This window comes from Natrinema caseinilyticum (genome assembly GCF_024227435.1).
In the GTDB taxonomy this organism is placed as follows: domain Archaea; phylum Halobacteriota; class Halobacteria; order Halobacteriales; family Natrialbaceae; genus Natrinema; species Natrinema caseinilyticum.
In genome coordinates, this window is the sequence record NZ_CP100445.1 from 1,816,889 (window position 1) to 1,843,607 (window position 26,719).

Below are 26,719 nucleotides of genomic sequence, written 5' to 3' on the forward strand. Positions count from 1 at the left end.
GTGTGATTAGAAGGCATCGCATAAAGGGTGTTCCCCCGGAGTCCGCTCCCGCCCGACGACGCGATGCCCTCGGCGTTCGACCGCGATACCGAGAGGAGAGTTTACCGCTCCCCGGAACGAGAGACCGGTACATGGACTCTCGTCAGGCCCTCCGAATCGAAGGACTGGCGGTTCTCGGACTCTCGATTGGCGGCTATTTCGCACTCGAGGGCCCGCCGTAGCTGCTCCTCGCGCTCGCGCCGGATCTGTCCACGGTCGGATATCTCGGCGGCCCTCGCGTCGGGAGCCTGAGTTACAACGTGGTTCACACCTACACGCTTTCGCTCGCCCTGGGCGCGGTCGGGTTCTGGGCCGACATCCGCCTGGCCCTCCTCGTCGCCCTCGTCTGGACCGGCCATATCGGCGCGGATCGCCTGTTCGGATACGAACTCACGTTCGCGTCCGGCCGGTCGAGCGGTGGATCTATCGCCAGAATGCGGGAGTATTCCCGTCCGAACGCGGAGTCGGTCGATCGTCAGTGATCGTGGTCGTGGTCGTGGTCGTGCGAGTGCCCACTCGGCTCACCGCCGTCGCTCGCGGCGTCGCCGATGTCCCCGCCGGCGACGAGCGCGTCGTGATTGCCGCCCATCATGTCCATGTTCTTCAGGGTGTCGCGCTCTTCGAATTCCTCGACCGCATTGAGCAGGTCGTCCTGGGTCAGTTCCGTCCGGTCTTCGGTCAGGGCCTCGAGGACGGCCTCGCGCAGGACCATCCGGAGGTCGCTGCCGGTCAACCCCTCGGTGACTTCGGCGATGAGGTGGGGGTCGAACTCGTCGATGTCCATCTGCTGGGTGATGACCGTGAGGATGTCCGCCCGCATGTCGTAGTCGGGCTTGGGGAAGTTGATGATCTCGTCGAACCGCCGCCAGGCTGCATCGTCGAGTTGATCGGGGTGGTTGGTCGCGCCGATGAGCAACACGTCGTCCTCGATGAGCGAGACGTTGTCGATGCTCTTGAGCAGGGTGTTGACCGCGCGCTTGAGTGCGGCGTGCTCGTCGCTGCGGCGAGTCTTGGCGACGAAGTCGAACTCGTCGATAAAGAGGATACACGGCGAGAGCCGTTTCGCGACTTCGAACGTCTTGTCGACGTTCTTCGCCGTCTCGCCCAGGTACTGGGAGGTGATCATCGAGAGTTTGACTTCGACGAACGGGAGGTCCATGTCCTGGGCCAGCGCCTGCGCGGTCGAGGTCTTGCCCGTCCCCGGCGGCCCGACGAACAGCAGCTTCCCGATCTCGCGCAGGCCGATGTCCGAGAGGTACTCGCGGTGTTCGATCGCCTTCGAAATCTTGTCCAGTTCGTTCTCCTGATCGGGGGTGAGGACGAGGTCCTCGAGCGTGATCTCGACTTCCTCGGGCGCGCGCACTTCGACGAGGTCGAGCATTTCCTCGTCGTCTTCGTCGTCGAAGTACTCGTCGAGGAGGCTGTCGATCCAGACGCGGTCGGCCTGGATCGGGCGATTTCGCTCGCGGGCCGTCTCGTGGGTGACGTCGACGTCGTACTCGTCGTGGCGCTCGAAGTGTTTCGCCAGCGTCGGATTCTCGAGCAATCGGTCGTCGTCGGCGCGTTCGGCGAACCACTCCTCGGCCATCTCCTGTTGGGCGAGCGTGATCGTGCCGGAGAACTCGTCGCGTTCGGTGAACATCAGATCGGAGACGGCCTCCCACGGGCGGTCGACGCCGGTCGCTTCGCGTGCGGTACTGGTCGTGACCGACAGCGGGCGACTGATACCGGCGGGTCTCCGGCCGGACCTGTCGCTTCCCTCGCTCCCGCCGTCGCCCTCGTCGTCGACGCCGCCCGTCCAGTAGACCCGGCGGTACGACGGCGGAAGATCGTTTTCGTCAAGCGTCCTGTCGTCTGAATACACGCTCGTCGTGAGCAGAAACTCCACGACATCGAGCGCCGCATCACTCATTCGGTCAACGTACTCACTACACGCTCTTAACAGCGTCGTCCTGCGCAACGTCTGTGACCGCTCCCCAGTAGAGCGACTGGCGCGGTCCGCGATACCTCGTGACACCGAATCGGCACAACCGTTTTCGTCCATCGGCTCACAATCTGGGGTATGAACGTGTTGCTGGGTCTCGGCGGCAGCGACGAGTCGGTGAAGACACTCCGGCAGACAATCGAGCGCACCCGCGAGGTCGGTGACGACCTCACCGTCGTCGTCGTCGACAAGCCCGAGGCGAAACGCTCGCAGGACGAAATGTATCGCCAGGCGGTCGATCAGCTCGAGACGGTCGGCCTGGACGACGTCACGGTCGAAACGCTCGAGGGGGATCCCGGGAGCGCACTCGTCAACTACGCCGAACAGGGCGAATACGATCAGCTGGTCATCGGCGGCGGGACGCTGAGCCCGATGGGGAAGATCCAACTCGGGCCGATAACCGAGTTCGTCCTGCTGAATGCCCCGACGACGGTCAAACTGGTGCGATAACGATGTCTGGCTCGCGAACGTATCCCGACAGTCCGTCCGGCCCCTTCACCTCGCCACCGACGACGATCGAGGACCGAAACGACCGCTCGATCGAGATCCAGTCGCCGACGGAGTTCGCCGACGGGGTGCTCGACGACGTTATCGACATGTACGCGGCGTTCGATCCGACCGACCGGGCACAGGGGATTCCGCCGACCGGCGAAGCGCGCATCCGCAACTGGCTCGAGACCATCGGCGAGTACAGCATCAACGTCGTCGCCCGCCACGACGGCGACGTGATCGCACACGCGATGCTCGTCCCCGACACCGACGATCCGGCGGCGATCGAACGCCGCGGAGACGTCGAGTGGGAACTCGCCATCTTCGTCCTGCAGGCCTACCAGCGTGCCGGCATCGGGACGGCCCTGCTCGAGAACCTCCTGGGCCACGCGAGCGACGTCGGTATCACTCACGTCTGGTTGACCGTCGAGCGATGGAACAACCCGGCGATCGCCCTCTACAAGCGGGTCGGCTTCGAGTCGACGGGGACCGAGAGCTTCGAGCAGGAGATGGCGATCGTGCTCGATTCGGACGCCGAAACGGCGTGACGGTCCCCCGCGAAACACGGCGGGCACCCGTCTCGAACCGAGTCGTGAGGGGATCGACAGGTAGTACAGGGCGAGTGCCTCGGGGCTCGACCCCGGGGCGGTTCACACCGACAGGACCGGCTGGCTCGCGTACGACAGAACGTACTCGGCCGCCTGCTCGAGGACCTCGGCTTCGGTCCCTGTGACGGGTTCTCGAGGGAGGACGATGAAGTCGGCGTCGATGGCGTCGGCGGTGTCGAGGACGACGTTCCCGGGGTGGCGAGTTTTCCGCGTCCGCGAGAAGCCGTCGTCGACCGAGGTGACGAGGGGGACATCGGCGTCGGTGGCGATGGTGCTCACGTCGTCGAAAAAACCCTGTGTGTTCTCGGCGACGTCGGCTTCGTCGACCGTGCCGGCGTCCAGTCCGTACACGACGCCGCGTCCGAGGATGAACAGCGCGTGAACGGTCGCGTCGTAGCGTTTGGCGACGGCGACGGCGTACTCGACCGCGGTTGCTGACTCGTCGCTGCCGTCGACCGGCGCGAGAACGGTGTCGACGGATAGCGGCTCGCTGACGTCCATACGCGGCAGTGGGTGGCCCGTCACAAAAAAGCCACCTTCCGATCGGGCGGCCACGCCGGGCAACCCGCACTGGTATCTCCGGTCACACCGGGCTTTCCGCATTGGCCCCACGCGTCGAGTTTCTGTCGCAGTCGAACGGGGATACTTAAGCAATGACGGGCGCAATTCCAGATCATGTTCGATACGGTCGTGGTCGCCACCGACGGCTCCGAAAGCGTGAAACGGGCCGTCGACGTCGCAATCGATCTCGCGGACCGCTTCGACGCCGACGTCCACGCGCTGTCGGTGATCGACGCGGGAGAGGTCGACGCCTCCCCCCAGCAACTCCGGGACGAACTCGAGACCGCGCTCGAAACGACCGCGGACGCCGCACTCGCTACCGTCGAGAACCGCGCGGATCGAGACGTGACGACGGCGATCCGCGAGGGACACCCCGCAGTCGAAATCTGTGAGTATGCCCGCAAAGTCGACGCCGACGTGATCGCGACCGGGACACGCGGCCGCCACGGTGAGAACCGCCTTCTGCTCGGGAGCGTCGCCGAACGGATCGTTCGTACCTCACCGGTCCCCGTCCTGACGGTGCGCCAACTCGATCCGACAGCCGACGAAGGCGACGAACCCGTCGCCGACGTCTGATCCCGTCCGTCGTCGAGGGACTCACCACGATCGCCTCGATCACCTCGAGCGTCTCGACACGGCGAACTCCGGCGGGGCGTCTCTCCCGCGACGCCACCCGGGTCGCCCGGCTCGTTCCTTCGTGGTCGACTCGCCTCCCGACCGTCGGACCGTGCGAGACCGGGGCCGACTCGACGCGAACGGAGGGTTGTCTCTCTGAAGACCGGCGGTTACTTCCCCGCCGCTCACGCACCAGGAGACATGTACGACGAACTCATCGACAGCGGCGACCTGCCGCTCGCCCGAAAATCCGTACTGCCGGGGACCGGCTTCTTCCTACCCGATACGCTCGAAGAGGACATAGAGGACCAGCAGACGGCGGCCGCACTCGAGGGTGCCGAAGTCGCCGTCATCGCAGACCCCGATGCCGACGGGCTGGCCTGCGTCGCGCTCGTTCGGGAAGCCTACGGCGACGTCCAGACCGTTCCGGAGCCCGACGAGACCGATGGCGATGACGGCCAGCAGGTTGCGGACGCCGACGCAGCCGACGACCAGCCGTCAGAGCGTGCTGACCGGACGGACGACGCCGACGAGGAGAGCGTCGTCGGCGGCGCGGGCGATACCGAGCAAGCGCTCGAGGAGCCCGAACCCACGCCGCACTCCGTCGCGCTCGTCCCGGCGAGTCCCCACGACGTCGAGGACGCGCTGGCCCGCGTCGCCGAGTACGGAGACGAGGGAATCGACGTCTTCGTCTGCGATCTCGCGCCGGATAGGTACGAGTACGTCGAGGAGGAACTCGCCGCCGCGCTCGAAACCGCCGACCGCATCGCCTGGTACGATCATCACCAGTGGGGCGACGATGTCGCGCAGGCGGTTCGCGAGGCCGGCGTCGACCTCGTCGTCGGCGATTCGGACGAAGAGTGTAGCGCCGACGTCGTCTACCGCTCGCTCGGGTACGAGTTCGGCCCGATGTACGAGGAACTGGCGGCGGTCACGCGGGATCACGACCTCTGGCTGCGAGACGACCCACGGAGTGACGATCTCGCGGACTACGCGTACTGGACCGATCCCGCGGAGTACGTCGAGATCGTTCGCGAGTACGGCGTCGACCTGCCGGCGTGGGTCGAAGAGTACATCGCCGAGCGACGCATCGAGAAGGAGGCGCTGATCGACCAGGCCGTCGGACGGGCGGAACTACGCGAAATAGGCGGCTACACCGTCGGGATTACGTACGGCCGCTGTTCGCAAAACGAAGTCGCCGAGGCCATGCGCGAGCAGGGCGCCGACGCCTCCGTGATCGTCAAACCCGCCGGCTCGGCCTCGATTCGGGGGACGGACGCCTTCGATCGCTGCCACGAGGTCGCGGGGAAGGTAAACGGGGGCGGCCACCCGAAGGCGGCGGGCTGTAAACCCGACATCTACGACGACATGCTCGACTACGCGACTCACTGGACCACCAGGGGTGCCGTGACGAAACAGGTCATTCTCGATGCGTTCCGAGCGGTCGTCGAAGATGCCTCGTCGGACGGGGATCGCGGAGACGAATCGACGGACGACCGATAGCGGCGATAGCGGCGTAACGTTAATCCAGACTGCATACAACTGTATGCACATGTCCAAAAGTATTCGACTCAGCGACGAGGCATACGATCGCCTCGCCGCACACAAGCGCAGCGACGAAACGTTTTCCGAGACCGTCCTCCGTCTCGCCGGGGAACGGTCGTTACTCGAGTTAGCGGGCATTCTCACTGACGAGCAGGCGGACGAACTCGAGGCGGCCATCGAGGACCGTCGAGAGCGCCGCGCCGAAGAACTCGACTCGAGAGCGAACTGGACGGAGCCGTAACGTGTTACTCGACACGACCTTTCTGATCGACCTGATGCGCGGCGACCGCGACGCTGTCGAAAAAGCCGCCGAGATCGAGTCCGACCTCCGTCAGCAACGACTCTCCTCGATGACGTTGTTCGAACTGTACTACGGCGCCTCGCGGTCGAATCAACCGGAAGCGAAACGGAAATCGATCGAGGACATCCTCGCTTCGAAACCAGTTCATCCCGCCGACACCGCCGTCATGCGAAAAGCAGGGCGAATTGCGGGAGCCCTCGCAAACGATGGTAATCGAGTCGGGGACGGAGACGTCATTATCGGTGCGACTGCGACGGTCGTCGACGAACCCGTACTGACGCGGAACGTGGACGATTTCGATCGCCTCGAGGGAGTCGAGGTCGAAACTTACTGACGCGACGCAAAATATCGCACCACGAGTTGCAGAACGTGGACGAAAACACCGGCGACGGCGATGTAGACCCCGATCGTCTGCAGCGTCACCGACGCCTCCCGTCGGTCTCGAACCTTCCAGATTTCCCAGCCTAATCGGAGCAGGAAGCCGAGAAAGATGAGGCCGAACCCGAGGAGCAACACGACCGGAACGAACGTCCCGATCAGAATCGCGACGAGGCCGCCGATGAACGCGTAGTTGGCGTAGGATCCCCAGTGCTCGAACGTCTTCGACCGCGCGTAGACGTAGGCCCCGATGACGGCCGTGATCACGGCGACGACGACCGCAGTCACGACGAGGATGGTCAGTTGCGCGTCTCGAGGCACGAAGCGGAGAACGCCAGCACCGAAAATGCCGAACGCCAGTTGCAAAATCACCATCCCGACGAACGCGACGCCGGTATCGCCGCCGTCGACGCCCCGTTCGGCGACCCATTGGCCGCCGACGATGGCCGCCCCGTAGACGAGGGCGCCGACGATGGGCACCGTAAACAGGTAGTCGTTGACCGCGGCGAGCGGCGTTACGACGAGGGCGTACATCAACAGGACGTTGATGGCCATCAGAACGCTCGCGCCGCCGATAACCCGCGCTTCGCGACTCGAGAGACCGAACCCGCCGCCGGTCTCGTAGGGGGCCTCGGTCGAACTCATCTTTGTTTTCTTTCGCCACCGCTCGATAAAAGCAGACGGACGGCAACTGCCGGCGAGCGTTCGAAAAGGAACAGCGATCGACCGGTTACTGTCGGTGTGGACAGTTCTTCAGTTGGTTCCCCGACGCCTCACCGGTCGATCGCGTCGGTTTCGTCGGTTTCGTCGGTCGCGTTCCACCGATCCGAATACGCCGTCCCACACGTACACTGGGCATAGGCGTGAATGACGTCACCCTCGGCGTAGATGCCGCCGACGTCCTCGTTCCGTTCCTCGGCGAACGCGAAGACGAACTGGACCGCGTGTCCGTCGTCGTCGGACGCCTCCGTATCGGACGCCTCCGGACACTGCCCGCCCGCGAGGTCGTCGTCGACGTCCCCCTCGAGGTTCATCGCAGACTTTGCGAACTCCATCGCCCCGGTGCCGGTCGCCGCCCGGAAGGCGTTGCGCCCGCGCTCGCCGTCGACGACGATCAGAACGCCGTCGTCCACGCGGTCGCCGAACTGCTCGAGTCGGTCGTCGGAAACGTACGAATCAGCGAAATACAGCGCGACGTCGTCGGGCCGCTCGCCCGCCAGAAACTCCTCGCGTGGGTCACTCATGGCGCGGGATTCGCGCTCGAGGTGGAAAAAGGGCGGTATTCGCGTTCGGTCAGGCGTTCACGAGGCCGTTCTTCGTGACCGGCTGTGATCCACGGTCACCGAGTCCGGTTCGGTATCGCTGTCGCTCGCTCTCCGTGTCGGTCGCCTCCCGCAAAAATGCGAATCGCCGTCTTCCCTGTCGTTCGTGCGGCGGTCGGGTCAGACCTCGAGATCGGACGTGACCAGCATCACCCGCAGCGCCTCGCTCGGCGACAGGTCGTCGTCTAACTGGCCGGCGTACCAGGTCAAGAGGTCGACGAACACTTCGCGGACGTCGCGTCCGGCTCAGTCCTCGAGATCCCTGGCGATCTCGCTCAAACTGTCAGTCGGCGGCTCCCGGGCGTCGTAATAGGCCGTCTCGCCGGGGGACCGGAGGCCGTAGAGGAACTCGGGTTCGACGACGTCGATCAGAACCGACCCACCGGTTGAGACGCCGTGATCGTCGATCCACTCGGTCAATCGATCGCTCGCACCGCCGGGATCCCGAGCCAGATCGGGCGTCTCGTAGACCCCCGGCACCGAAAGCTCGTCGCCCGTCAACGCCCGCTCGACGCGCGCGAACAGTTCCACGCCGTCGAGGACGACGCGAACGACTTCGTCCGTCGGGAACGCATCGCGGTCGTCGGCCGGTACCTCGAGTTTGACGCCGGTCGCCGTTTCCGTACACGTCGAACGGACCGTTTGAACCGACGGATGGTCGCTCGCAATTCTGTCAGCCATGGGAGAACGAATGGAAACTCAGTACTGCGAGTTACTCGTCGCCGTCGCCGAGCAGTTCGTCGACGTCGGCGCTGCCGCGGTCGGTGATCGAGGCGTTGATCTGGGCGACCGCATCGGAGACCTCGCGGCCGCGGACCGTGATCCGGCGGCGCTCGCCGTCGCGGCCGGGTTTGTAACCGGTCTGGCGCTCGTTCATCAGCACCTCTTTCAGGTTCGAGCCGGCGACTTCGCCGTTCAGCGGACGCCCGGCGTCGTCGGAACCGCCCGTGATCTCGAGCGTGTAGCCGTCGAGCCCGACCGATCCGCCGTCGACTTCCTCGCCGATCGACTTGCCGATGAACCGGTTTGCGTCCTGGTCTTCCGCCTCGAGCTGGTAGGACGACCCGGACTCGGGGTCGCCGACAACGACAGTGAAACTTGCCATGTCGGACGGAAGACGGCCGTCGCTCAAAAGAACATCGATCCCGACCGTTTGCGCTGCGTTCTGAGCCGACGGAGACCCCGTCAGCGTCCGGCCGCTCGTCGCTCGGCACGGTCGATCGAACTCTCACTCACGTCGGGTCGGTCGTCGGCGCGGAGCGCCGACTGCTTGAGGGACCAGCGGTCTCTCGCCGGTCGGAAGAGCGAACGCTTCCGGAGAGCTGGACGGCTCGAGCTCCGCGAGAGCCGTTCGCCCGGCCGACGGCGCCAGCGCCCGCCCGAGTTCCGTTCGCTCGAACAGTCAAGTACATCGAACCCCTACGACCATCCGTGTTCATCGATCCCGGGCGACTCGAGATACGCCTGCGCGACGAATTCGGGGGGACGACGGGCCAGTCTCGCGTCGTCGTTCGGCAAGCCGTCGACCTGGCGGATTCCGGGCAGTACGAGGCCGACGTGGGCGCGACGCTGACGAACGACCTCGTCGTCGACGAACTGTCCGACGCCCCGGACGGACCCCCGCCGGAGCGGTGGAACTGGTGGATCGGGTCGCTCGAGGTCGCGTACGGCGGCTACGGCCGGTTCGGGATTCGGCAGTACCGGAAATGACCGATAGATACATATGAAATCGCCGACGAGTTACCACGAGACGGAGTCGACCAATGACTGAACTGTCACGTCCGGTCTGGCCGGCGTATCTGCTGTCAGCGCTCGTCGCCGGACTCGGCCACGTTTACATCGGTCGATGGAAGCGCGGCGGGATCTGGTTCGGTTGCTACAGCCTCGCCGTCGCGTTCCTGAGCGCGCGGTCGATCGAAGGCGCGCTCGCTCTCGACGAACCGTTCGTCGTGACGGCCCTGCAGGTCGAGGCAGTGAGCTTCACCGACGTGGGGGTGCCGCTCGCGATCCTGTCGATCTGCCTGCTCGACGTCTACCTCATCGGGCTCACCGAGCGGACGGCCGCCGGAACACCGGGTGCGAACGACCCCCGATCGAACAGTTCCTGATTCTCCGCCTCCGCCGCGTCCGGACATCGAACGCGAATTCGCCGAGAACCTTCGAACGGCGATCTGGGAGGGCGGAACCGTCGTCGTTCCGGCGTTCGGAATCGGCCACACACAGGAGGTGCTGTGCATCTGTAAGCACTACGACCTCGAGTGCTACGTCGACGGAATGGGCAAACACGTCACGGAACTCTTCTTGCGCGAGGGGGAATCGGGAGTTCCTGCGCGATCCGGACCTGTTGCGCCGAGCGAAGGGGGAACGCCCGCTTCGTCGACGGACGCGACGGCCAGCGCGAGCGGATCGCGGCGCAGAATACGGTCATCGTCACGACGAGCGGGATGCTCGGAAACGAAGATCCGCTAGCGGTCGCCAGTTGACGAAGGACGTCTGTAATAAACGCACCACTATATTCTGAGTGAGGTCAAATTATAATAGATCCCATCCCGTACCCCAGCACAGGAGGCATAGCATGGACTCGTGGACTGAAGGACTCAGTACCAGGGAGCGCGTGCGAAAGATTGCACTCTCGCTCACGCGACCCCGGTCAGTCAACTGGATCAAGAACGAAGCCGACGTCGCGTCGTGGGACACAACGAAAGACGAACTCGAGCGACTCGTCGAGTACGGGCAGATCAAACGCGTCGAAGACGACAGCGGGAACGAGACGCAGTACCGGTACGGTCCCAACTATCGGCGGCGCTATCTCGACCGTGTGGAAGAACTCGCAGCCGGGCACACCAAGGACGAACTGCGGAACGAGGTCGCGGAGATCCAGGAGCAGATCGAAGTGTGGCAGGACAGTTACGACGTGGATTCCCTGAGCGAACTGGAGGACTCGGTGACGGACGCAGACCTGTCGAGTGACGAGATTCGCGAGCGTAACACGGTCATCCGCCGGTGGGAGCGTTCCCGGGAGATGAAACGTCTCGTCGACCACGCGCTCTCACTGTACGACGATCTCGAGAGCGTCACAGATCCCGAATCCGGCCCGCGGACGAGCGAGGCGGCACAGTAATCGATGGCGTCGCTGTTCATCTTTCTCGCCCACCGGAGTTTACTCGACCAGCACACCGCTCACGGTGAGATTCAAACGTGGCTGAGCAATCAAGGAGGGTGCCGCGATGTCCGGTACGCCCCGAGTTCCATCCGGCGACACGAGGTCTGTGCGATGATTGATCCCGACGTACTGCTGGGAGATCCGTATCCCCCGGAGACGGCCGAGCTTCGCGTCGAGTTCGACTTCCCGGACGACGCCGAGCACGATTACTACGAGATTCAGTGGATCGATGAGGAACGGAACTACTCGTTCGGGTGGCACCAGGACGAAACGCATCCCGACCTCGGGAAGTGTCACTTCCAACTCGATTATCGAGACGAGACGGTCGCTCGGAAACCAGCCGTGTTCCACGACAGTCATCCGGTGAACGTCCTCGAGCAGCGGCTCTCGCTCGTACCGTCGGTTCTCGAGTTGGTGGCGTGGGAGAACGACCGACCGGGGCTCTCTCGGTGGCCTCCTCACGACGTGTGACAGCTATTTCTGGCTGATCAGGGAAATTGGAACGATCAGAATAACTACTCACGAGTTAGCTTGTTCTGGATTTGGTTCTCGTGGGAGCCACCGAACGCTGGTTCTGCGAGGGACCGACGCTCGGCGAGCAGGGCAGCCCCGTCACCGATCGGAGCCGTACTGCTCGATACCATCACCTCGCGTCTCGCCACAGCGACGTCGGGTCCGAATCGATCTTGACGCGGAAGCGGTAGGATGTCATCGCCGTTTCGTTCCTTCTCCACCGACGATAGTGAGGGCTCGGCTCCCGACCAAAACGGAATGATTCGACGTTGTCAAACGGCACGAGCGACTATCAGCCGGTAATGGATATTCGATTTCTGGGTGGTGCGGGAGAAGTCGGCAGGAGCGCGATCCTGGTAAACGATCGCCTCCTGCTCGACTACGGGATGAAATCGGGAAACCCGCCGCAGTTCCCGGGCGACGTAGATCCCGACGCGGTCGTGGTGAGTCACGGCCACCTAGACCACGTCGGGGCGATCTCCTCGCTGCTCAGCGGCGACGCCCGGCCGTCGATCCACTGGACGCCGCCGACGCGCGAGTTCGCACTGACGCTCGCCCGGGACACCTTGAAACTGCACGGCGGGACCATGCAGTGTCCGTTCACCGAAACGGACGTTCAGCGAATCACGCAGGTCTCGAAGACACACGGTTATCGCGAGACGTTCGAGGTAGCCGGCCACGAGGTGTCCTTTTTTGACGCCGGCCACATCCCCGGCTCGGCGCACGTACTCGTCGACGACGGTGAAACGCGACTATTCTACACCGGGGACTTCCAGACAGCAGCCCAACAACTGGTGTCCAAGACTACCGCTCGCCCCGACGCGGACGCAGTGATCTGCGAGAGTACGTACTCGGACCTCGAGCACGACGACCGTTCCGCGGTAGAGGATCAGTTCGTCGAAAGTGTCGAGCAGACGCTATGGGAGGGCGGCACCGTCGTGATCCCCGCGTTCGCCATCGGACGCACACAGGAGATGCTGCTGATCTGCGAGCGATACGACATTCCCTGCTACGTGGATGGAATGGGGAAACAAATCACGGAGATGCTGATGCATCATCTCGAGTTCGTCCGCGACGCGGACGCACTTCGGCGGGCGAAATCCCACGCGCGGTTCGTCACCGGCCGCGACGGCCAGCGCAAACGCATCGCCGAGCAGAACACGGCGGTCATAACGACAAGCGGGATGCTCCACGGCGGCCCCGCGATGACCTACGTTCCCGCGGTCCGGTCTCACCCGACGAACAAGATCGCGCTGACCGGCTATCAGGTCGAGGGGACGCCCGGCCGCGACCTGCTCGAGACCGGCAGCGCCGAAATCGACGGCCGGATGATGCCGGTCAGCGCCCGGGTCGAGCAGTACGATTTCTCCGCGCACGCGGACCGGAACGGGCTTCGGTCGTTTCTCGAGTCCTACGCGGACGAGAAAGTACTCGTCAATCACGGTGACCGCTGTGAGGGGTTCGCGGCCGAACTGCGCGAGGACGGCTACGATGCGACTGCGCCCGAACTGGGCGAGCGGATCGTGATGTGAACACCCTGGCGGCCATCGGAACTCCGCCGGTCCCGTCCGCGCGCGTCCCGGCCCCGCTAGCGCGTCGACGAGTTCGGCCGTACGCGTCGGAGCGTCGACGCGACGGTCGGCGGGAATTCCGCGGGGATATCGCCGATTCAGGCAGTGTCAACGCGTACGGTTTTGCCGCGGGCCGTGGATAATACAGCCATGGCGAACATCGATTCGAACGTCGGCCCCGACACGGACGCGGAGCGGGACGGGCTCGATCTGAGCGATGCCGAACGTGCGGCCCTTCACGATCTCCAGTTGAGTATCGAACACGTTCATCGGGCGTACGGCACCCTGCTCGAGTTTCACCACGAGCTCGGTCACGCGATGGACCACATGAGCGACGCCGAAGACCACCTCCGAACGGCCGACCACGAGGAGTGGGCGAACGAACTCCGAGACGATCACCTTCCCGCGGGTGCGATCAGCGATCAGTGGACGTTCGAACTCGTCGAGGAGTTCTCGGCAGAATTCCTCGACGAAGTCGATGCGTTCGAGGAGAGCGTCAGGGAGGAACTGGCCGACGGGCTCGATCACGTGACTGAACGCCGGCAGAAGCGACACCTGCGCGAGCGCGCGAAGCGCGACGAGTGAGAGGAGTGAAACGGAGCGCGAATCGTAGTGAGGCGTTCTCTCCCTTCGCGGCGCGCTGAGCCGCGCTCCGGGTCTCGATTGGGCCGTCGTCTCTCAGAGTTCGCCCCCGCAGAACGGACAGAAGTTGTAGACGCCGTCCGAGGGGAGGTCTCGCTCGCAGCGCGGACAGGTCTCGACGGGCGTTTCTTCGGAACCGTATCGATCGAAGTCGTCGACGAAGATTTGAGTGTCGGAAGACGAAGACGATGTGGATGTGGACGAGGACGTGGAGAGTTCTCCGTCGGTCGATGCACCTGCGTCGCCGGCGTTCCCGTCGAGTGAAGCGTCGTCTGAACCCGCACCGTCGTCGCGGTCGCTCACCGACGGTTCGTCGCCCCCGGTCGCCTCCGCGCGGTCGTCCGCGGAGGCGTCTGCGGATCGAGACTCTGTCGTGTCGTCCCCGTCGTTCGATTTCGACTGGGCGCCGTGGGCGGCCGTCGGTCCCGGACTGGATGGGACGACACCCTGCGAGAAACGCCGGTCGCACGCAAACTGGTGAGCGACGGCTCGCACGGCCGAACGCAGGTTCGCGCTCACTTTCGGGGGGAATTGCGGTGGTTCCGTCACTTCGAGGACGGGCCGACGCCCGGATCGCTCGTTCACTTCGTCGACGGGTCGGTCGGGGGCGACCTGGGGTACGTGGCCACGGAACTGGTTCGGGGTGGATCGGTCCGCGAGGAGTTCGAGCGCGACGGCGGCCGCGAACCCTGCCTCGAGACCGTTCGCGAGGTCGGCGGCCCCGTCTGCAGAGCGCTCGCGTTCCTCCACCGGAACGGCGTCGCCCACCTCGATCTGAAACCGAGCAACGTGTTGGTTCGCCGGACGGGCCGGCCCGCGGTAATCGACCTGAACGCGGCAGTGTCGACCGAAACGGACCCGGACGTCCGCTTCCAGTTCGACCCGTTCAAGCCGCCCGAATTGACACGGCCGGACGATCGCGACGAGCAGATCGGCCCGCTATCGGACGTGTACGCGCTCGGCGCGTTTCTTTCGTTTCTGCTGACGGGAACGGCACGCGGGGAGAATCCGTCGTCAGTCGGGACCCGCGGGCCCGTCGACCGACGCTCTCGGAACGGTGACTGACCGCGCGCTGCTCTGGCGGCCCTGATACGGCGGGCGACCGCACCGAGCCAACGGGATCGGTGTGACGACGCGGGTGATCTGTACGACTCGTTGGCCCCGATCATCGACGCCCCGGCCCGGTCGGCGCTGCTGACTCGCGCATCGTCGGGACAGGCCGTTCGCGTAGGCCCCGACGACACACTCGGTCGATGGGCGGCGGAGCACCGCGTTCCGTCCGTCGTCCTCCCCGACGACGAGCGGTTCCTCTGTCCGGAACACGCGGTGCTCGGGCACGACGGGGTGGCCTGGCACCTTCGAGACCGCAGCCTCAACGGGACCTTCGTCGGCGGCGACGGCGACTGGGCGTACATCCTCTCCCGAGACGGCCGCAGGCGACGTCTCGACGCGGGGTCGCCGTTGCCCCGCCCGGATCCGGCGACGTCGATTCGGCTCTCGGACGGCGACCGAATCGCGCCTGTCAGCCCCGGATACGGCTGTCAGCTGACGTTTCGAGCCGAGGAGTGACGCGACGGCACCACCGCTCGGAAACGAAACGGAGGCGACGAGTCCAGCTCGTACGCATCGGCATCCCCGACCGACGCCCGTCTCACCTCGCGGCAATGATTTCGTCGGCGAACCTCGAGAGCGCCGCTTCCCGGTCGTCGTTTCGGAGCCCGACGATCAGGTGATCCACGCCCAGTCGCTCGAGGTCGGCGACGTACTCCCGGACCCACTCGAGGCCGGCGCGGTACCCCTGGTGGATCGGTTCCGGTTCCGCCGCGGGATCGTCCGCCAGTTCGAACTGAGCGGCCATCGCGAAGGGCTTCCCGCCCGCGGCGTCCCGCCAGTCGCTCACGTAGTCCTCGAGCGTGCGCTCGGGGAGGTGATAGAACAGCCAGCCGTCACCGTGCTCGGCGATCCACTCCCGGGACTGACGGGCGTAGCCGGTCGGCAGGAGGGGAACGGTCCCCGCGGTCGGCTTCGGGACCACGTCCAGTTCGCCGTCGAGTGATCCCCACCGCCCCTCGATGTCGGGGTAGTCGTCGCGCCAGACGGTCCGGAGGGTTTCGACGCGCTCCCGAAACAGTTCGCTGCGCTCGTCTCGATCGACGCCGAAGGCGTCGTACTCGGGGTCGCGGTCGCCGGAGGCGACTCCGAGAACCAATCGGCCGTCCGAGAGCCGGTCGACCGTCGCGGCGGATTTTGCGACGTGCAGCGGATGACGGAGCGTGAGGACGATGCTCGCGGTTCCGAGCGCGATGTCGTCGGTGTGGGCGGCGACGTGCGAGAGCCACGGCCAGGTGTCGTACGTCTGACCCGCGTCACGGAATTTCGGCCAGTACGTCGGAACGTCCCGCGCCCAGAGGCCGTGAAAGCCGATCGACTCGGCATGTTTCGCCAGTCGAAGTTCGTCGTCGATAGCCGGAGCCTCCCGATTGGTGCCGGTCAGCGGAAATCCGGTGCCGAACGTGAGGCCGTCGTCCCCGAACAGTCGCTGATACCCCCGATTTTCGTGATCGTCGTCTTCGCGTCCGCGTGCGGCCGATCGATCCATCTCGGTACCGGTCGTTCTCACCGCATCGGCTTGATCCTGTTCCTCCTCGTCGCGCGTCGCGCGAGGCCGCTCCGTCTCGAGACAGCGAAAAAGAACCGGATAGCGGACGAGAAACGGGTGCCGATCAGTCGTCGGCGGGCGCGGCGCCGGCGCCTTCGGCCTGTTCTTTCGTCCAGGAGAGTTTACCGCCGGCCGCGAGGATTGCGCGTTCGCGCTCGGAGGCGTCGAGGACGGCCGTGTACTCGTCGCCGCCGACGCGGACGGTGAACTCCTCCTGGCCGCTGGTGACGGCGTCGTAGACGTCGTCGACGATCTCGATCTCGTCGCCCTGATCGATGTTCTCGTAGGTGTCTTCGTCGATCGTCAGCGGGACGATCCCGAAGTTGAAGAGGTTCGCACGGTGGATTCGTGCGAAGCTCTGTGCGAGGACGCCCTCGATACCGAGATACATCGGACAGAGGGCAGCGTGTTCGCGCGAGGAGCCCTGCCCGTAGTTTTCGCCGGCGACGAGGAAGCCGCCGTCGGCCTCGAGCGCGCGTTCGGCGAAGGTCTCGTCGACGCGCGAGAGGGTGAACTCACTGAGTTTGGGGACGTTCGACCGGTACATCAGGATGTCCTGCGTGGCCGGAATGATGTGGTCGGTCGTGATGTTGTCCTCCATCTTCAGCAGGGCTTCGCCCTCGATGTCGGAGTCGAGCTGGTCTTTCAGCGGGACGTCGCCGATGTTGGGGCCCTTGATGAGTTCGTCGTCGACGGCCTCGTCGGGACCGATGAGGTCCGTCTTGGAGCCGGTGTACTCGTCGGGGAGTTCGATGCCGGGTGCCTCGAGGTCGCCGAGTTCGTCGGCGAGGTCGCGCGGATCGACGATCTCACCCTCGAGCGCGGCGGCGGCCGCGACCTCCGGCGAGCAGAGGTAGACGTTGTCGTCTTCGATACCCGAGCGGCCCTCGAAGTTGCGGTTGAACGTCCGCAGCGAGACGGAGTCGGAAGACGGGACGTGGCCGATGCCGATACAGGCGCCACAGGTCGCCTCGGAGAAGTTGACGCCGGCGGCCATCATCTCGGCGACCCAGCCCTCGCGGGCGAGCATCTCGGAGGCCTGCTTGGAACCGGGTGCGACGATCGTATCGGTCTCCATCGAGGTCTCGCGACCCTCGAGCATCTTGGCGACGGGGAGGATGTCCTCGTAGCCGCCGTTGGTACAGGAACCGACGATGACCTGCTCGACGGACTGGCCGGCGACTTCGCGGACGGGGACGACCTTGTCCGGCATCGAGGGCTGGGCGATCAGCGGCTCGAGATCGGAGAGGTCGACGACGATTTCGTCGTCGTACTCGGCGTCGTCGTCGGGCTGGAGTTCGACGTACTCGTCGCCGCGACCGACGCGCTCGAGGTAGTCTTCGGTCTGTTCGTCGGTGGGGAAAATCGACGTCGTCGCGCCGAGTTCCGTGCCCATGTTGGTGATCGTCATCCGCTCGGGCGCGGTCAGCGTCTCGACGCCGGGGCCGGTGTACTCGAGGATCTTGCCGACGCCGCCTTTGACGGTGAGGCGACGGAGCATCTCGAGGATGACGTCTTTCGCGGTGGCCCACTCGGGGAGTTCGCCCTCGAGGCGGACGTTGACGACTTCGGGCATCTCGATGTAGTACGGTGCCCCGCCCATGGCGACGGTGACGTCGATTCCGCCGGCGCCGATGGCGAGTTCGCCGAGGCCGCCGGGCGTGGGCGTGTGACTGTCCGATCCCAGCAGGGTCTTGCCGGGAGCCGCGAAGTTCTCGCGGTGTACGTTGTGACAGATGCCGTTGCCGGGGCGAGAGAAGTGAGCGCCGTATTTACCGGCCGCAGAGCGAAGGAAACGGTGGTCGTCGGTGTTCTTAAAGTCGAATTGATATGTCTGGTGATCGCAGTACTGTGCGGCGATTTCGGTCTGGACCTCGTCCAGCCCCATCGCTTCGAACTGGAGCCAGACCATCGTCCCGGTCGTATCCTGCGTAAGTACCTGGTCGATCTCGATCCCGATTTCCTCGCCGGTCTCGAGGTCGCCCTCCACGAGGTGATCGTCGAGAATCTTCTCGGTGAGAGTCTGTCCCATAGCACTCGAAAGTCGGCCGTCCGCCCTGATAAAACCAGCGTGTTTCTGTGAGTACGGACCGCCGTAACGGCGTTCGAAACGGATCGTTTCTCGAAACTGTTGCCGTGGGACCGACCGACTGACGACGACTTCACGCCGGTTCCTCGAGGTCGGGGAGCGAGCGGCCGAGTCGTGTCAGGTGCTATCGAATCGTCGAGCCATCGCGAACGGATACGCTTTTCTCGTCGCCGCGGCCTTGGGACCACATGTTCCGCTCCGGTGCCTTCGTGGCCGATCACGTCTCACCGACGACCGACGCACAGATCCAGCCCAACGGGGTGGACCTCACCGCCGACGTGATCTTCGAGCAACTGGAACCGGGCCGCATCGGCCGAGATGGCAAACAGATCGGCGACCGAGTCGCCCGTCCGCTCGAAGAACTGCAGGAGGCCGATCCCGATACCTACTACCTGCCGGCGGGGGCCTACATCGTCCGGTACGGCGAGCGTCTCGCGATCCCCGAGGGCCACGTCGGCTTCGTGTATCCGCGCTCGTCGCTCATGCGAAACTCCTGTATGCTCAACACGGCGGTCTGGGACGCGGGCTACGAGGGCCGCGGCGAGGGACTGTTGCAGGTCCACCACGATATCGAACTCGAGCGCGGTGCCCGGATCGCACAGCTCGTCCTCGCCGAAGCCGAGCACGAAGACGTCTACGACGGGAGTTATCAGGGCGAAAACCTCGAGTGATCGTGCCGTTCGATCGCCGGTTCGGATACCGTTTTGCCGTCCCCACTCCTACGCGGACGTGACAGACAGATGATGGCGACCACCCACGTGTTCACCGGGCTCGCGGCCGTCGCGCCGGTCGCGTACGTCGTTCCGGAGTTCGCGCTCGTGCTCGCGGTCGGCGCGATCGTCGGCGGGCTCGTTCCGGATTTCGATCTCGTCCTCACACATCGACGGACGCTTCACTTTCCGGTCGCCGGACTCGCGGTCGCCGCGCCGGCCGCCGTCCTCGCCGCCGTCGCACCCTCGGGTCCGACCCTCGCGCTGGCGGCGTTCGCCGTCGCCGCCTGGCTGCACGCCGCGAGCGACGCGATCGGCGGCGGCCCGGAGATGGACCCGTGGAACGACCGCACCGATCGGGCCGTGTACGATCACGTCCGCGGCCGATGGATTCGGCCGCGACGCTGGATCCGGTACGACGGTGCGCCGGAGGATGCCGCGATCGCCGTCGCGCTCGCGGTTCCGGCATTCGTTGTCTTCGACGGCTGGCTCACCGCCGTCGTCGTCGGTGGCGTCGTCGTCTCGCTGATCTACGCGCTCCTCCGACGACGGCTCGTGGCGTGGACGCCCGACTGGCTCGAGTGACTACTCCCACGACTGAAGTCGTGGGCTTTTCTCACTGAGGGTGACTGTCACGGGCTCCGAAGTCGGAACGCTGATACGGCCAGTCTCCGAGTATCGCAGTATGGTCGACGTTCTCGCCGCCAGAACGACACACCTGGTCTTTGCTGCCCTCTGGGCAGGGAGCGTCTGTTTCGTCGCCGCCGTCGTCCTGCCGTTGGCCCGCGACGGCGCGTTCAACACGATCCGCCCGCTCGAGGTCATCTCGAGCAAACTCACGACGGTTTCCCGGGTGAGTTCGCTCGTCCTGTTTCTCTCCGGGGGGCATCTGGCCGGCACCGGCTACACGGCCAAGAGCCTCTTCGGGTCGCTCAACGGGCGCCTGGTGCTGCTCATGGTCGCGCTCTGGCTGGCGCTGACCGCGCTCGTCGAGATCGGCGCGAAGCGATTCGAGGCCGGACTCACCGGAAAGAAGATCCGCGAACCGGCGCGTGAGGCCCTGCCGGTTTTCCGGGCGGCAGCGCTCGCGGCAATCGCGCTGCTGGTCGTCGCGGGCCTGCTGTCGGCCAACGTCGGACGACTCCTCTGAGCGACCGCCCGGCGACGTTTTTCGGCCGTGAACGTATTAGAAATGAACATTCTTGCGAAAGATACTTAGTCAGTTGCTGTAAGGTAGTGGCTAATGATCAGGGGGAAAGATATGGCCATCTCGCTCCTCGCGGTCGGCACGGCTGCCGTGGCCGGCTACGTCCTCCGTTCGGAGCGCTCACGGTCCCGAACCTCGCGGTCGAAGGCCGACCTCGGGGCGCGTCTGGTCGGACCGGAGGACGTTCCGGACGACGCGACGGTGGTCGACGCAACCGCCGAACGGCTCGGCGAGATTCCCGGTGCACGACGAGCCCTCGACCGGGCCGTTCGCAACGGCGCGCGCGACGAGTGGGAACACATCACGCTCGAGCAGGACGGGGCGTGGTCGGTCGTCGACCGCATCAGGCAGTCGCTGCCCTACTACCAGGACGAGGACGACGGCGGCGCCTACAACGGGGTCTACGTCAGGTACAACGATCGAATCGTGGTACTCGACGCGATCGGCTGGGCACGTCTCGAAGAACCGATTCGGTGAGCACGCCCCGCGGTAACCTCCCGTTCCGGGGAAAACAGCCATAACATTAATCTCTGATTGCGTCTTCCGTTTGGCCGACAGTGACCCGATCCGGTCAGCCCGTCGTTCTCGTCGGCGGCGAGCAAACACCATCGTGGGGCCTCGAAGTCGCGTTCGACGTCGTCCGACTTCGAGACCGAGCAGCGGTGCTCGACTGCGTCGAAACGACCGACGTCGGTTGCGTCGTCGTCGACGGAACGGGGGCTGAACGACTCGAGACGGTCGCGTCCGTCTCCGACGCGGTCCCGGCGGTACCAATCATCTACGCGTCCGCAGACCCCGACGGGACCGTGGCTGCGGCGGCGACGCGTGCCGGTGCGACGGACTACTACTTCGAGGGGTCGAGGGACGAAACGCTCGCCGACCGCGTCGCGACCGTTTCGGCCGACGGACCCGCGTTCCGCGCCGACGGTCAGCGGCGGGACGATCCGGGGGCGCGACCGTCGGACGAATCGGAAACCGATCCGGAGGAACGATCGAATTCGGACGATCGGGTCGGCAAACTCGAGGACGCACCCGACAGAAACAGTCGCGCGGACGTCGTCACGAAATTACTCGAGACGACGCGGGCGTTGTTCTCCTGTGAGTCACACGAGGCGGTCGGGAACGTCGTCGTCGACGCAGCCGAGCGCGTTCTCGGGTTCGACCTCGCCACGGTTCGGCTCTACGACCCGGACACGGAGGCGCTGGTCTTGACCGCCGCCTCCGACGCTGTCGGCGATCAGTTCCGCGAGCGAGAACGCGTCGAGATACACGACACCAAGATGGGAGACGCGTTTCGCCGATCGGAGCCGCACATAATCGAGGACCTGCAACGCGAGGTCAGCTTCGACTACGGGTCGTTTCGCTGCGGGATGACGATACCGATCGCCGACCACGGGATTCTCAACGTCGCGTCGCCGATCAGCGGCGCCTTCGACGACCAGCACGTCCAACTCGCCCAGCTGCTGACCGAAAGCGCAGCCGCCGCATTCGAACAGGCCGACAGTCGGGCGGACCTCCGTCGCCACGAAAAACTCCTCGAGACCGTCGAGGGAATGATGTACGCGACCGACGAGAACGCTCGCCTGACGCTCGTGACCGGCCCCCTGGCGGCACGGCTGGGATACGATCGCGAGGCACTGGTCGGCAAACACGTCTCGAGTATCTTCGACGAGGACAGATACGACGACGCGGTCGAGTACGTTCGAGATCTGCTTACAGATCCACAGCAGGACAGCGGAGCCTTCGAAGCAACCTTCATCACCGCCGACGACGAGCGGTTTCCGGTCGAGATCGAATGCTCGCTCTTACCCCGTAGCGACGAGGAGATCGAAGACGAGGCGTTCCGCGGGACGGTCAGCGTCGTCAGGGACATCACGCGGCGCAAGGAACGCGAGCAGTACCTCCAGGTGCTCAATCGGGTCCTCCGACACAACCTGCGCAACGACCTCACCGTGGTCATCGGGTACGCAGAACTCCTCCGTGAGCAACTCGACGATCAGGACCTCGCGGCCGCCGCGAGCACGCTCCAGCAGACGGCGACCGATCTCGCACACACCAGCGAAAAGACGCGGGCCATCCAGTACGCACTCGAGCGGGACGGCGACCTCGAGCCGGTCGACGTCGCTGCGATCGTCGACGAGGCAATCACCGAAGCCGACGTCGGCGCGGCCACGGTCTCCGTCTCGACGGAGGACACCTGCCGAGCCTGGGCGGATCCGGGACTTCGGCTCATCGTCGACAACCTCCTCGAGAACGCGGTCACGCACGCGAGGCCGGACCCGACCGTCGAAGTTTCGATCACGTGCGAGGACGACCGGGTCCTGCTCGCGTTCGCCGACGACGGGCCCGGCATTCCACCCGCCGAGATCGACGTCGTAACCGGCGAAAGCGACATCACGCAGCTCACACACAGCAGCGGACTCGGGCTCTGGCTGGTCCGCTGGATGGTCGACAGTTACGGCGGCCGCGTTTCGTTTGTCCAGTCGGACATGGGCGGCAGCCGGGTCGAGGTATCGCTCGAGGCGGCACACCCGGTGCCGGCGGACGAATCGTAGTGGAGCCGGCAGGCGAACCGCCGGCGGATCGGATCCGGTCCTCGAAAGCGGCGTCACCGCGTGAACTGGACGGTCGACCGCTGCCGATCCGAAACGGTCAGCCGCCACGAATCGCAATCACTACCACACCGGCCGGCCGATCCCTACCCATGGAACTGGGGCTGATCGGACTCGGACGCATGGGACAGATCGTCGTCGAGCGAACGCTCGCGGCGGACCACGACGTCGTCGCCTTCGATCTGGACGAGGACGCGGTCTCGAGGGCCGCCGAGGCCGGTGCCGAGCCGGCCGACTCGCTCGAGGATTTCGTCGGCCGACTCGGTGCGGAAAAACGCATCTGGATGATGGTCCCCGCCGGCGACGCGGTCGACGTCACCCTTGAGGAACTCGAGTCCCACTTGGACGGCGACGACGTCGTCGTCGACGGCGGCAACTCGTACTTCGAGGACTCCGTGCGCCGCGCCGAGTCCTGCCCCGCGGCCTACCTCGACTGTGGCACCTCCGGCGGCCCGGCCGGTGCCGAACTGGGATTCTCGCTGATGGTCGGCGGCCCCGAGTGGGCGTACGACGAACTCGAACCCGTTTTCGACGCCGTCGCGACCGGTCCCGACGGCCACGAGCGGATGGGCGCCGCCGGCTCGGGTCATTACGTCAAAATGATTCACAACGGCGTCGAGTACGCGCTGATGCAGGCCTACGGCGAGGGATTCGAGTTGCTGTACGAGGGACGCTACGACCTCGACCTCGAGAACGTGGCCTCGGTCTGGAACAACGGCGCGGTGATTCGGTCCTGGCTACTCGAACTCTGTGAGGAAGCCTTCCGCGAGGAAGGGACCGACCTCGGAACCGTCGCCGACCGCATCGAGGGCGGTTCGACCGGCACCTGGACCGTCCGGGAAGGCCTCGAACAGGAGGTCCCCCTGCCGCTGATCTACACGGCGCTGTCCGAACGCTTCGGGTCGCGAGTAGACGACGGTCGGTTCGCACGACGGCTCGCGAACCGGCTCCGGTACGGCTTCGGCCGTCACGACGTTCCCCGACGAGAGTGAGCGAGACGAGGGCCCGTTCGTCGCTCGAGTAGCGAGCACGACGGTCGTTCGCCCCGGTACGACCGGCTTCGGGGATACCTGCGGGACCACTACCAGCATCGAAGCCTCGAAACGGCACTCGGCTTCGTGCTCGCCGGGAGAATACGAACCGGACCCGGGCTCAGCGGACGGGGACGATCCGAAACGGTCGCTCCTATACACGGCAATTGTTCACACTGTTCATTCTACGTGCCGTAATCGTTTCCAATTTCAATACCACAATATTAATTATGTTTTTTATGGATAATTGTTCACGCTGCGTTATGGACAGTGGACACACACGACGCGACATTTTGAAAACGTCCGCGGCCGGCACGGTCGTCGGTGCGGGACTCGACGGGGGCGCCTCGAGCGCGAGGGCAGCGCGAGCGCCGTTCGGCGACGGGGTCAACCTGCAGCCGTCGTACTTCTGCGGCGGCGAGCAGGACATCGGCTGGGACCTGATGAACCAGTATCCGGCCATCGAGACGGTCCGGATCGAGATCGAGCCGTTCTCGTTCGGCGACGTCGACACGACGGTCGAGGACGCCCGACGCTGGATCGACGAGGCAACCGAGAACGGGTACGAGGTGATCGCCACGTACCACCACTACCCGGACAACGGGTCCGCGGACCCGGCGGCACTACAACGGGCGGCGGACTTCTGGGTCGACCACTACGGGATCCTCTCGCGGAACGCCTCGTTCTCGATCAACCTCATGAACGAGTGGGGCGATTACAGCGTCTCCGCGAGCGCGTACGCTTCTGCATACGACGACGCGATCACCACTGTCCGCACCGCCACGAGTTACACCGGGCCGATCGTCTGCGATGCCCCCGGGTGGGGACAGGGCACCCACCGCCTCGCCAGTGCCGTCGAGGACATCGACGACGACGACCTCGTCCTCTCCGCGCACGTCTACCCGAGCGGATACAACGCGACGACCAGAGAATCGCTCCAGCCGACCCATCTGAACGTCATGGACGAGACCGACTACCCCTGTCTGATCGGCGAGTTCGGCAACGACGCGGAGACCGCGGGTGCCGACTGGTCGGCCATCGTCGACCACGCCAGAGCCCTCGGCTGGCCGGTCGTCGGGTGGACCTGGAACGGCGACGGCACAGCGGCGGGGATGAACATGGCCGATCCGTACTGGGGCGGGGAGTGTCGCGGTCCCTACTCCGAGTCGTCGTACTTCGCCGTCGTCTACGACAAACTCGGCGACAGCAGTGACAGCGGGGAGAGCGGCGTAAACGACACGAACGGCGAACCGACTGCCGCGATCACCACCGGCGCGACCGATCCGTCGGTCGGCGAATCGGTGACGTTCGATGCCAGCGACTCGAGCGCCGGCGACGGGACGATCGAGCGCTACGAGTGGGCGTTCGGCGACGGGACGACGGCGACGGGCGAGCGCGTCGAGCACGCCTTCGACGACGCGGGCGAATACGAGGTCCGGCTGACGGTCACCGACGACGCGGCGACGTCTGCCAGCGACGCGGTCACGATTGCGGTCTCGGCGGCGGCGGGTCCCGGCGTCCCCGCGAATCTCGGGGTCGTTGCGACGACGGCGACGTCGATCACGCTCGAGTGGGACGGCGTCGACGGCGCGGATCGCTACGTCGTCTCCGTCGACGGATCGGTGGATCACGAGACGAGCGGGACGTCGACCACGGTCGGAGGACTGGAGGCGGACACGCGCCACGAGATTGGCGTCGCCGCCGTCGACGGGGTCACTGAATCTGTCGCGAAGACGACGTCCGTCACGACCGATGGAACAGACGGCGTCGGCGAGCGGGTGAACGCCGAGATACGACCGAGCACGACGTCGGCGTCGGTCGGCGAACGCGTCGGATTCAACGCCGTGGAGACGACCGGAAAGTGCTCCTGGATCACCGAACTCGAGTGGACCCTGGGCGACGGCACGACCGCGGCGGGCTGGTGGAACGCCCACACCTACGACTCGCCGGGCACCTACACCGTCGCGCTGACCGCGACCGATAACGAAGGAATCGCTACGACCCACGAGATCGAACTCAGCGTCACGAGCGGCGGTAACGATGGGACCGACGATGGCGATGGCGCAGCCGGAAACGAGAGCACTGACGGGGGGAGTCGAGACGGAGGCGGGACCGGCGACGGCGATGCAGACGACGACCACAGCGGGCCTATCGGAGACGGCGGTTCCACCGACGGACTGAACGCCGTGATTCGACCGAGCACGACGTCGGCATCGGTCGGCGAGCGCGTCGGGTTCAACGCCGCGGAGACGACCGGAAAGAGCACCTGGATCATCACGCTGAACTGGGACCTCGGCGACGGCACGACCGCGGCGGGCTGGTGGAACGCCCACACCTACGACTCGCCGGGCACCTACACCGTCGCGCTGACCGCGACCGATAACGAGGGGACGTCCACGACTCACGAAGTCGAGATCACCGTTTCCTGATCTGTACGAGGCGAGTCGATCGTTCCGGTGACCGTCGGAAACGCCTCGAGAAAGAGGGGCCGGGATCATCGGTCTACGCCGCGCTGCCCGCCGGGTTCGGCGCACTCCGACTCGTGAATCGGGGTCGGTCCCACGAGGGTTCGGAACGAGCGAGACGCCGGACGGATCGAACGAACGAGTCGGTCGGGTCGGGAGACGTCCGGCGTGTGGATTGTGCTCCGGCGCCGATCCGGGTTCTCCGCGGAGTGATT

General features: G+C 65.4%; 32 protein-coding genes and 1 pseudogene. 23 read left to right on the forward strand and 10 right to left on the reverse strand.

Going from position 1 to position 26,719, the window contains the following annotated elements; all coding sequences use genetic code 11:
* The first annotated feature begins 221 nt into the window (after positions 1-221).
* Positions 222-521: a DUF4260 family protein gene (locus NJT13_RS08900; protein WP_256549430.1), complete on the forward strand. Its 300-nt coding sequence runs from the start codon at positions 222-224 to the stop codon at positions 519-521.
* On the opposite strand, the gene NJT13_RS08905 is transcribed toward NJT13_RS08900, so the two are convergent.
* On the reverse strand, positions 515-1,951 hold the full coding sequence (locus NJT13_RS08905) for an ATP-binding protein (RefSeq protein ID WP_254525202.1): 1,437 nt from the start codon (positions 1,949-1,951) through the stop codon (positions 515-517). The two genes, NJT13_RS08900 and NJT13_RS08905, sit on opposite strands and share 7 nt — an antisense overlap.
* A gap of 150 nt (positions 1,952-2,101) precedes the next feature.
* Between NJT13_RS08905 and NJT13_RS08910 the strand changes: the two genes are divergently transcribed.
* Together NJT13_RS08910 and NJT13_RS08915 are read left to right on the forward strand one after the other, a co-directional pair.
* On the forward strand, positions 2,102-2,473 hold the full coding sequence (locus tag NJT13_RS08910) for a universal stress protein (protein ID WP_254525203.1): 372 nt from the start codon (positions 2,102-2,104) through the stop codon (positions 2,471-2,473).
* A gap of 2 nt (positions 2,474-2,475) precedes the next feature.
* A complete protein-coding gene (locus NJT13_RS08915) occupies positions 2,476-3,060 on the forward strand; it encodes a GNAT family N-acetyltransferase (protein ID WP_254525204.1) in 585 nt (194 codons plus the stop codon).
* Between the two features lie 102 nt (positions 3,061-3,162).
* On the opposite strand, the gene NJT13_RS08920 is transcribed toward NJT13_RS08915, so the two are convergent.
* On the reverse strand, positions 3,163-3,621 hold the full coding sequence (locus NJT13_RS08920; protein ID WP_254525205.1) for a universal stress protein: 459 nt from the start codon (positions 3,619-3,621) through the stop codon (positions 3,163-3,165).
* Between the two features lie 174 nt (positions 3,622-3,795).
* Here NJT13_RS08920 and NJT13_RS08925 point away from each other — a divergent pair, with 174 nt between their 5' ends.
* The 4 genes from NJT13_RS08925 to NJT13_RS08940 all read left to right on the forward strand — a co-directional run bounded on the left by NJT13_RS08925 (position 3,796) and on the right by NJT13_RS08940 (position 6,476).
* Positions 3,796-4,257 carry a universal stress protein gene (locus tag NJT13_RS08925; RefSeq protein WP_254525206.1) on the forward strand — a complete coding sequence of 154 codons (462 nt, stop codon included), beginning with the start codon at positions 3,796-3,798 and terminating at the stop codon, positions 4,255-4,257.
* Between the two features lie 240 nt (positions 4,258-4,497).
* Positions 4,498-5,799, forward strand: coding sequence for a DHH family phosphoesterase (locus NJT13_RS08930; protein ID WP_254525207.1), 1,302 nt, complete (start codon positions 4,498-4,500; stop codon positions 5,797-5,799).
* Positions 5,800-5,848: 49 nt separating this feature from the next.
* Positions 5,849-6,082 carry an antitoxin VapB family protein gene (locus NJT13_RS08935; protein ID WP_254525208.1) on the forward strand — a complete coding sequence of 78 codons (234 nt, stop codon included), beginning with the start codon at positions 5,849-5,851 and terminating at the stop codon, positions 6,080-6,082.
* A 1-nt stretch (position 6,083) separates the two neighbouring features.
* Positions 6,084-6,476, forward strand: a complete 393-nt coding sequence (locus NJT13_RS08940; protein ID WP_254525209.1) for a type II toxin-antitoxin system VapC family toxin — start codon at positions 6,084-6,086, stop codon at positions 6,474-6,476.
* On the opposite strand, the gene NJT13_RS08945 is transcribed toward NJT13_RS08940, so the two are convergent.
* The 5 genes from NJT13_RS08945 to NJT13_RS08960 all read right to left on the reverse strand — a co-directional run bounded on the left by NJT13_RS08945 (position 6,470) and on the right by NJT13_RS08960 (position 8,947).
* Entirely contained in the window at positions 6,470-7,165 is a 696-nt protein-coding gene (locus NJT13_RS08945) for a hypothetical protein (protein WP_254525210.1), read from the reverse strand. The two genes, NJT13_RS08940 and NJT13_RS08945, sit on opposite strands and share 7 nt — an antisense overlap.
* A gap of 128 nt (positions 7,166-7,293) precedes the next feature.
* Positions 7,294-7,764 (reverse strand): DUF5807 family protein, encoded by a 471-nt coding sequence (locus NJT13_RS08950; RefSeq protein WP_254525211.1) that lies wholly within the window; start codon positions 7,762-7,764, stop codon positions 7,294-7,296.
* A gap of 198 nt (positions 7,765-7,962) precedes the next feature.
* Positions 7,963-8,067, reverse strand: coding sequence for a DUF7500 family protein (locus NJT13_RS23460; RefSeq protein WP_425499796.1), 105 nt, complete (start codon positions 8,065-8,067; stop codon positions 7,963-7,965).
* Between the two features lie 21 nt (positions 8,068-8,088).
* Complete coding sequence (locus NJT13_RS08955; protein ID WP_254525212.1) at positions 8,089-8,523, reverse strand: DUF7112 family protein; 435 nt, start codon at positions 8,521-8,523, stop codon at positions 8,089-8,091.
* A gap of 31 nt (positions 8,524-8,554) precedes the next feature.
* On the reverse strand, positions 8,555-8,947 hold the full coding sequence (locus NJT13_RS08960) for a 30S ribosomal protein S6e (protein ID WP_254525213.1): 393 nt from the start codon (positions 8,945-8,947) through the stop codon (positions 8,555-8,557).
* 326 nt (positions 8,948-9,273) lie between these two features.
* Between NJT13_RS08960 and NJT13_RS08965 the strand changes: the two genes are divergently transcribed.
* The 7 genes and pseudogenes from NJT13_RS08965 (at position 9,274) to NJT13_RS08995 (ending at position 13,674) form a co-directional block, all read left to right on the forward strand.
* Positions 9,274-9,552, forward strand: a complete 279-nt coding sequence (locus NJT13_RS08965; RefSeq protein ID WP_254525214.1) for a WNWW family protein — start codon at positions 9,274-9,276, stop codon at positions 9,550-9,552.
* Between the two features lie 53 nt (positions 9,553-9,605).
* Positions 9,606-9,950, forward strand: coding sequence for a hypothetical protein (locus NJT13_RS08970; RefSeq protein WP_254525215.1), 345 nt, complete (start codon positions 9,606-9,608; stop codon positions 9,948-9,950).
* Between the two features lie 4 nt (positions 9,951-9,954).
* Positions 9,955-10,292 (forward strand): annotated as a pseudogene (locus NJT13_RS08975) (MBL fold metallo-hydrolase); the annotation flags it as partial.
* 125 nt (positions 10,293-10,417) lie between these two features.
* Positions 10,418-10,963 carry a DUF7342 family protein gene (locus tag NJT13_RS08980; protein WP_254525216.1) on the forward strand — a complete coding sequence of 182 codons (546 nt, stop codon included), beginning with the start codon at positions 10,418-10,420 and terminating at the stop codon, positions 10,961-10,963.
* Between the two features lie 153 nt (positions 10,964-11,116).
* The gene (locus tag NJT13_RS08985) at positions 11,117-11,476 is read left to right on the forward strand and encodes a hypothetical protein (protein ID WP_254525217.1); all 360 of its coding nucleotides are present in this window, start codon (positions 11,117-11,119) and stop codon (positions 11,474-11,476) included.
* 344 nt (positions 11,477-11,820) lie between these two features.
* Positions 11,821-13,050: an MBL fold metallo-hydrolase gene (locus NJT13_RS08990; protein WP_254525218.1), complete on the forward strand. Its 1,230-nt coding sequence runs from the start codon at positions 11,821-11,823 to the stop codon at positions 13,048-13,050.
* Between the two features lie 189 nt (positions 13,051-13,239).
* Positions 13,240-13,674 carry a hypothetical protein gene (locus NJT13_RS08995; protein WP_254525219.1) on the forward strand — a complete coding sequence of 145 codons (435 nt, stop codon included), beginning with the start codon at positions 13,240-13,242 and terminating at the stop codon, positions 13,672-13,674.
* A 93-nt stretch (positions 13,675-13,767) separates the two neighbouring features.
* Here NJT13_RS08995 and NJT13_RS09000 read toward each other — a convergent pair whose 3' ends face one another.
* Positions 13,768-14,034 (reverse strand): zinc ribbon domain-containing protein, encoded by a 267-nt coding sequence (locus tag NJT13_RS09000; RefSeq protein WP_254525220.1) that lies wholly within the window; start codon positions 14,032-14,034, stop codon positions 13,768-13,770.
* A 105-nt stretch (positions 14,035-14,139) separates the two neighbouring features.
* Here NJT13_RS09000 and NJT13_RS09005 point away from each other — a divergent pair, with 105 nt between their 5' ends.
* Positions 14,140-14,796: a protein kinase domain-containing protein gene (locus NJT13_RS09005; protein ID WP_256549426.1), complete on the forward strand. Its 657-nt coding sequence runs from the start codon at positions 14,140-14,142 to the stop codon at positions 14,794-14,796.
* A 90-nt stretch (positions 14,797-14,886) separates the two neighbouring features.
* Positions 14,887-15,300: an FHA domain-containing protein gene (locus tag NJT13_RS09010; protein ID WP_254525222.1), complete on the forward strand. Its 414-nt coding sequence runs from the start codon at positions 14,887-14,889 to the stop codon at positions 15,298-15,300.
* 82 nt (positions 15,301-15,382) lie between these two features.
* Here NJT13_RS09010 and NJT13_RS09015 read toward each other — a convergent pair whose 3' ends face one another.
* The gene (locus NJT13_RS09015; RefSeq protein ID WP_254525223.1) at positions 15,383-16,330 is read right to left on the reverse strand and encodes an LLM class oxidoreductase; all 948 of its coding nucleotides are present in this window, start codon (positions 16,328-16,330) and stop codon (positions 15,383-15,385) included.
* A 124-nt stretch (positions 16,331-16,454) separates the two neighbouring features.
* A complete protein-coding gene (locus NJT13_RS09020) occupies positions 16,455-18,422 on the reverse strand; it encodes an aconitate hydratase (protein ID WP_254525224.1) in 1,968 nt (655 codons plus the stop codon).
* Positions 18,423-18,667: 245 nt separating this feature from the next.
* Here NJT13_RS09020 and NJT13_RS09025 point away from each other — a divergent pair, with 245 nt between their 5' ends.
* The 7 genes from NJT13_RS09025 (at position 18,668) to NJT13_RS09055 (ending at position 26,468) form a co-directional block, all read left to right on the forward strand.
* On the forward strand, positions 18,668-19,150 hold the full coding sequence (locus tag NJT13_RS09025) for a deoxyuridine 5'-triphosphate nucleotidohydrolase (protein WP_254525225.1): 483 nt from the start codon (positions 18,668-18,670) through the stop codon (positions 19,148-19,150).
* Between the two features lie 69 nt (positions 19,151-19,219).
* A complete protein-coding gene (locus tag NJT13_RS09030) occupies positions 19,220-19,774 on the forward strand; it encodes a metal-dependent hydrolase (RefSeq protein WP_254525226.1) in 555 nt (184 codons plus the stop codon).
* A gap of 100 nt (positions 19,775-19,874) precedes the next feature.
* Entirely contained in the window at positions 19,875-20,339 is a 465-nt protein-coding gene (locus tag NJT13_RS09035; RefSeq protein ID WP_254525227.1) for a copper resistance protein CopD, read from the forward strand.
* Positions 20,340-20,432: 93 nt separating this feature from the next.
* On the forward strand, positions 20,433-20,873 hold the full coding sequence (locus tag NJT13_RS09040; RefSeq protein WP_254525228.1) for a hypothetical protein: 441 nt from the start codon (positions 20,433-20,435) through the stop codon (positions 20,871-20,873).
* Positions 20,874-20,953: 80 nt separating this feature from the next.
* Positions 20,954-22,951, forward strand: coding sequence for a sensor histidine kinase (locus NJT13_RS09045; protein WP_254525229.1), 1,998 nt, complete (start codon positions 20,954-20,956; stop codon positions 22,949-22,951).
* A gap of 149 nt (positions 22,952-23,100) precedes the next feature.
* On the forward strand, positions 23,101-24,000 hold the full coding sequence (gene gnd, locus NJT13_RS09050) for a phosphogluconate dehydrogenase (NAD(+)-dependent, decarboxylating) (protein WP_254525230.1): 900 nt from the start codon (positions 23,101-23,103) through the stop codon (positions 23,998-24,000).
* Between the two features lie 302 nt (positions 24,001-24,302).
* Positions 24,303-26,468, forward strand: a complete 2,166-nt coding sequence (locus tag NJT13_RS09055) for a PKD domain-containing protein (protein ID WP_254525231.1) — start codon at positions 24,303-24,305, stop codon at positions 26,466-26,468.
* Positions 26,469-26,719: the final 251 nt, after the last annotated feature.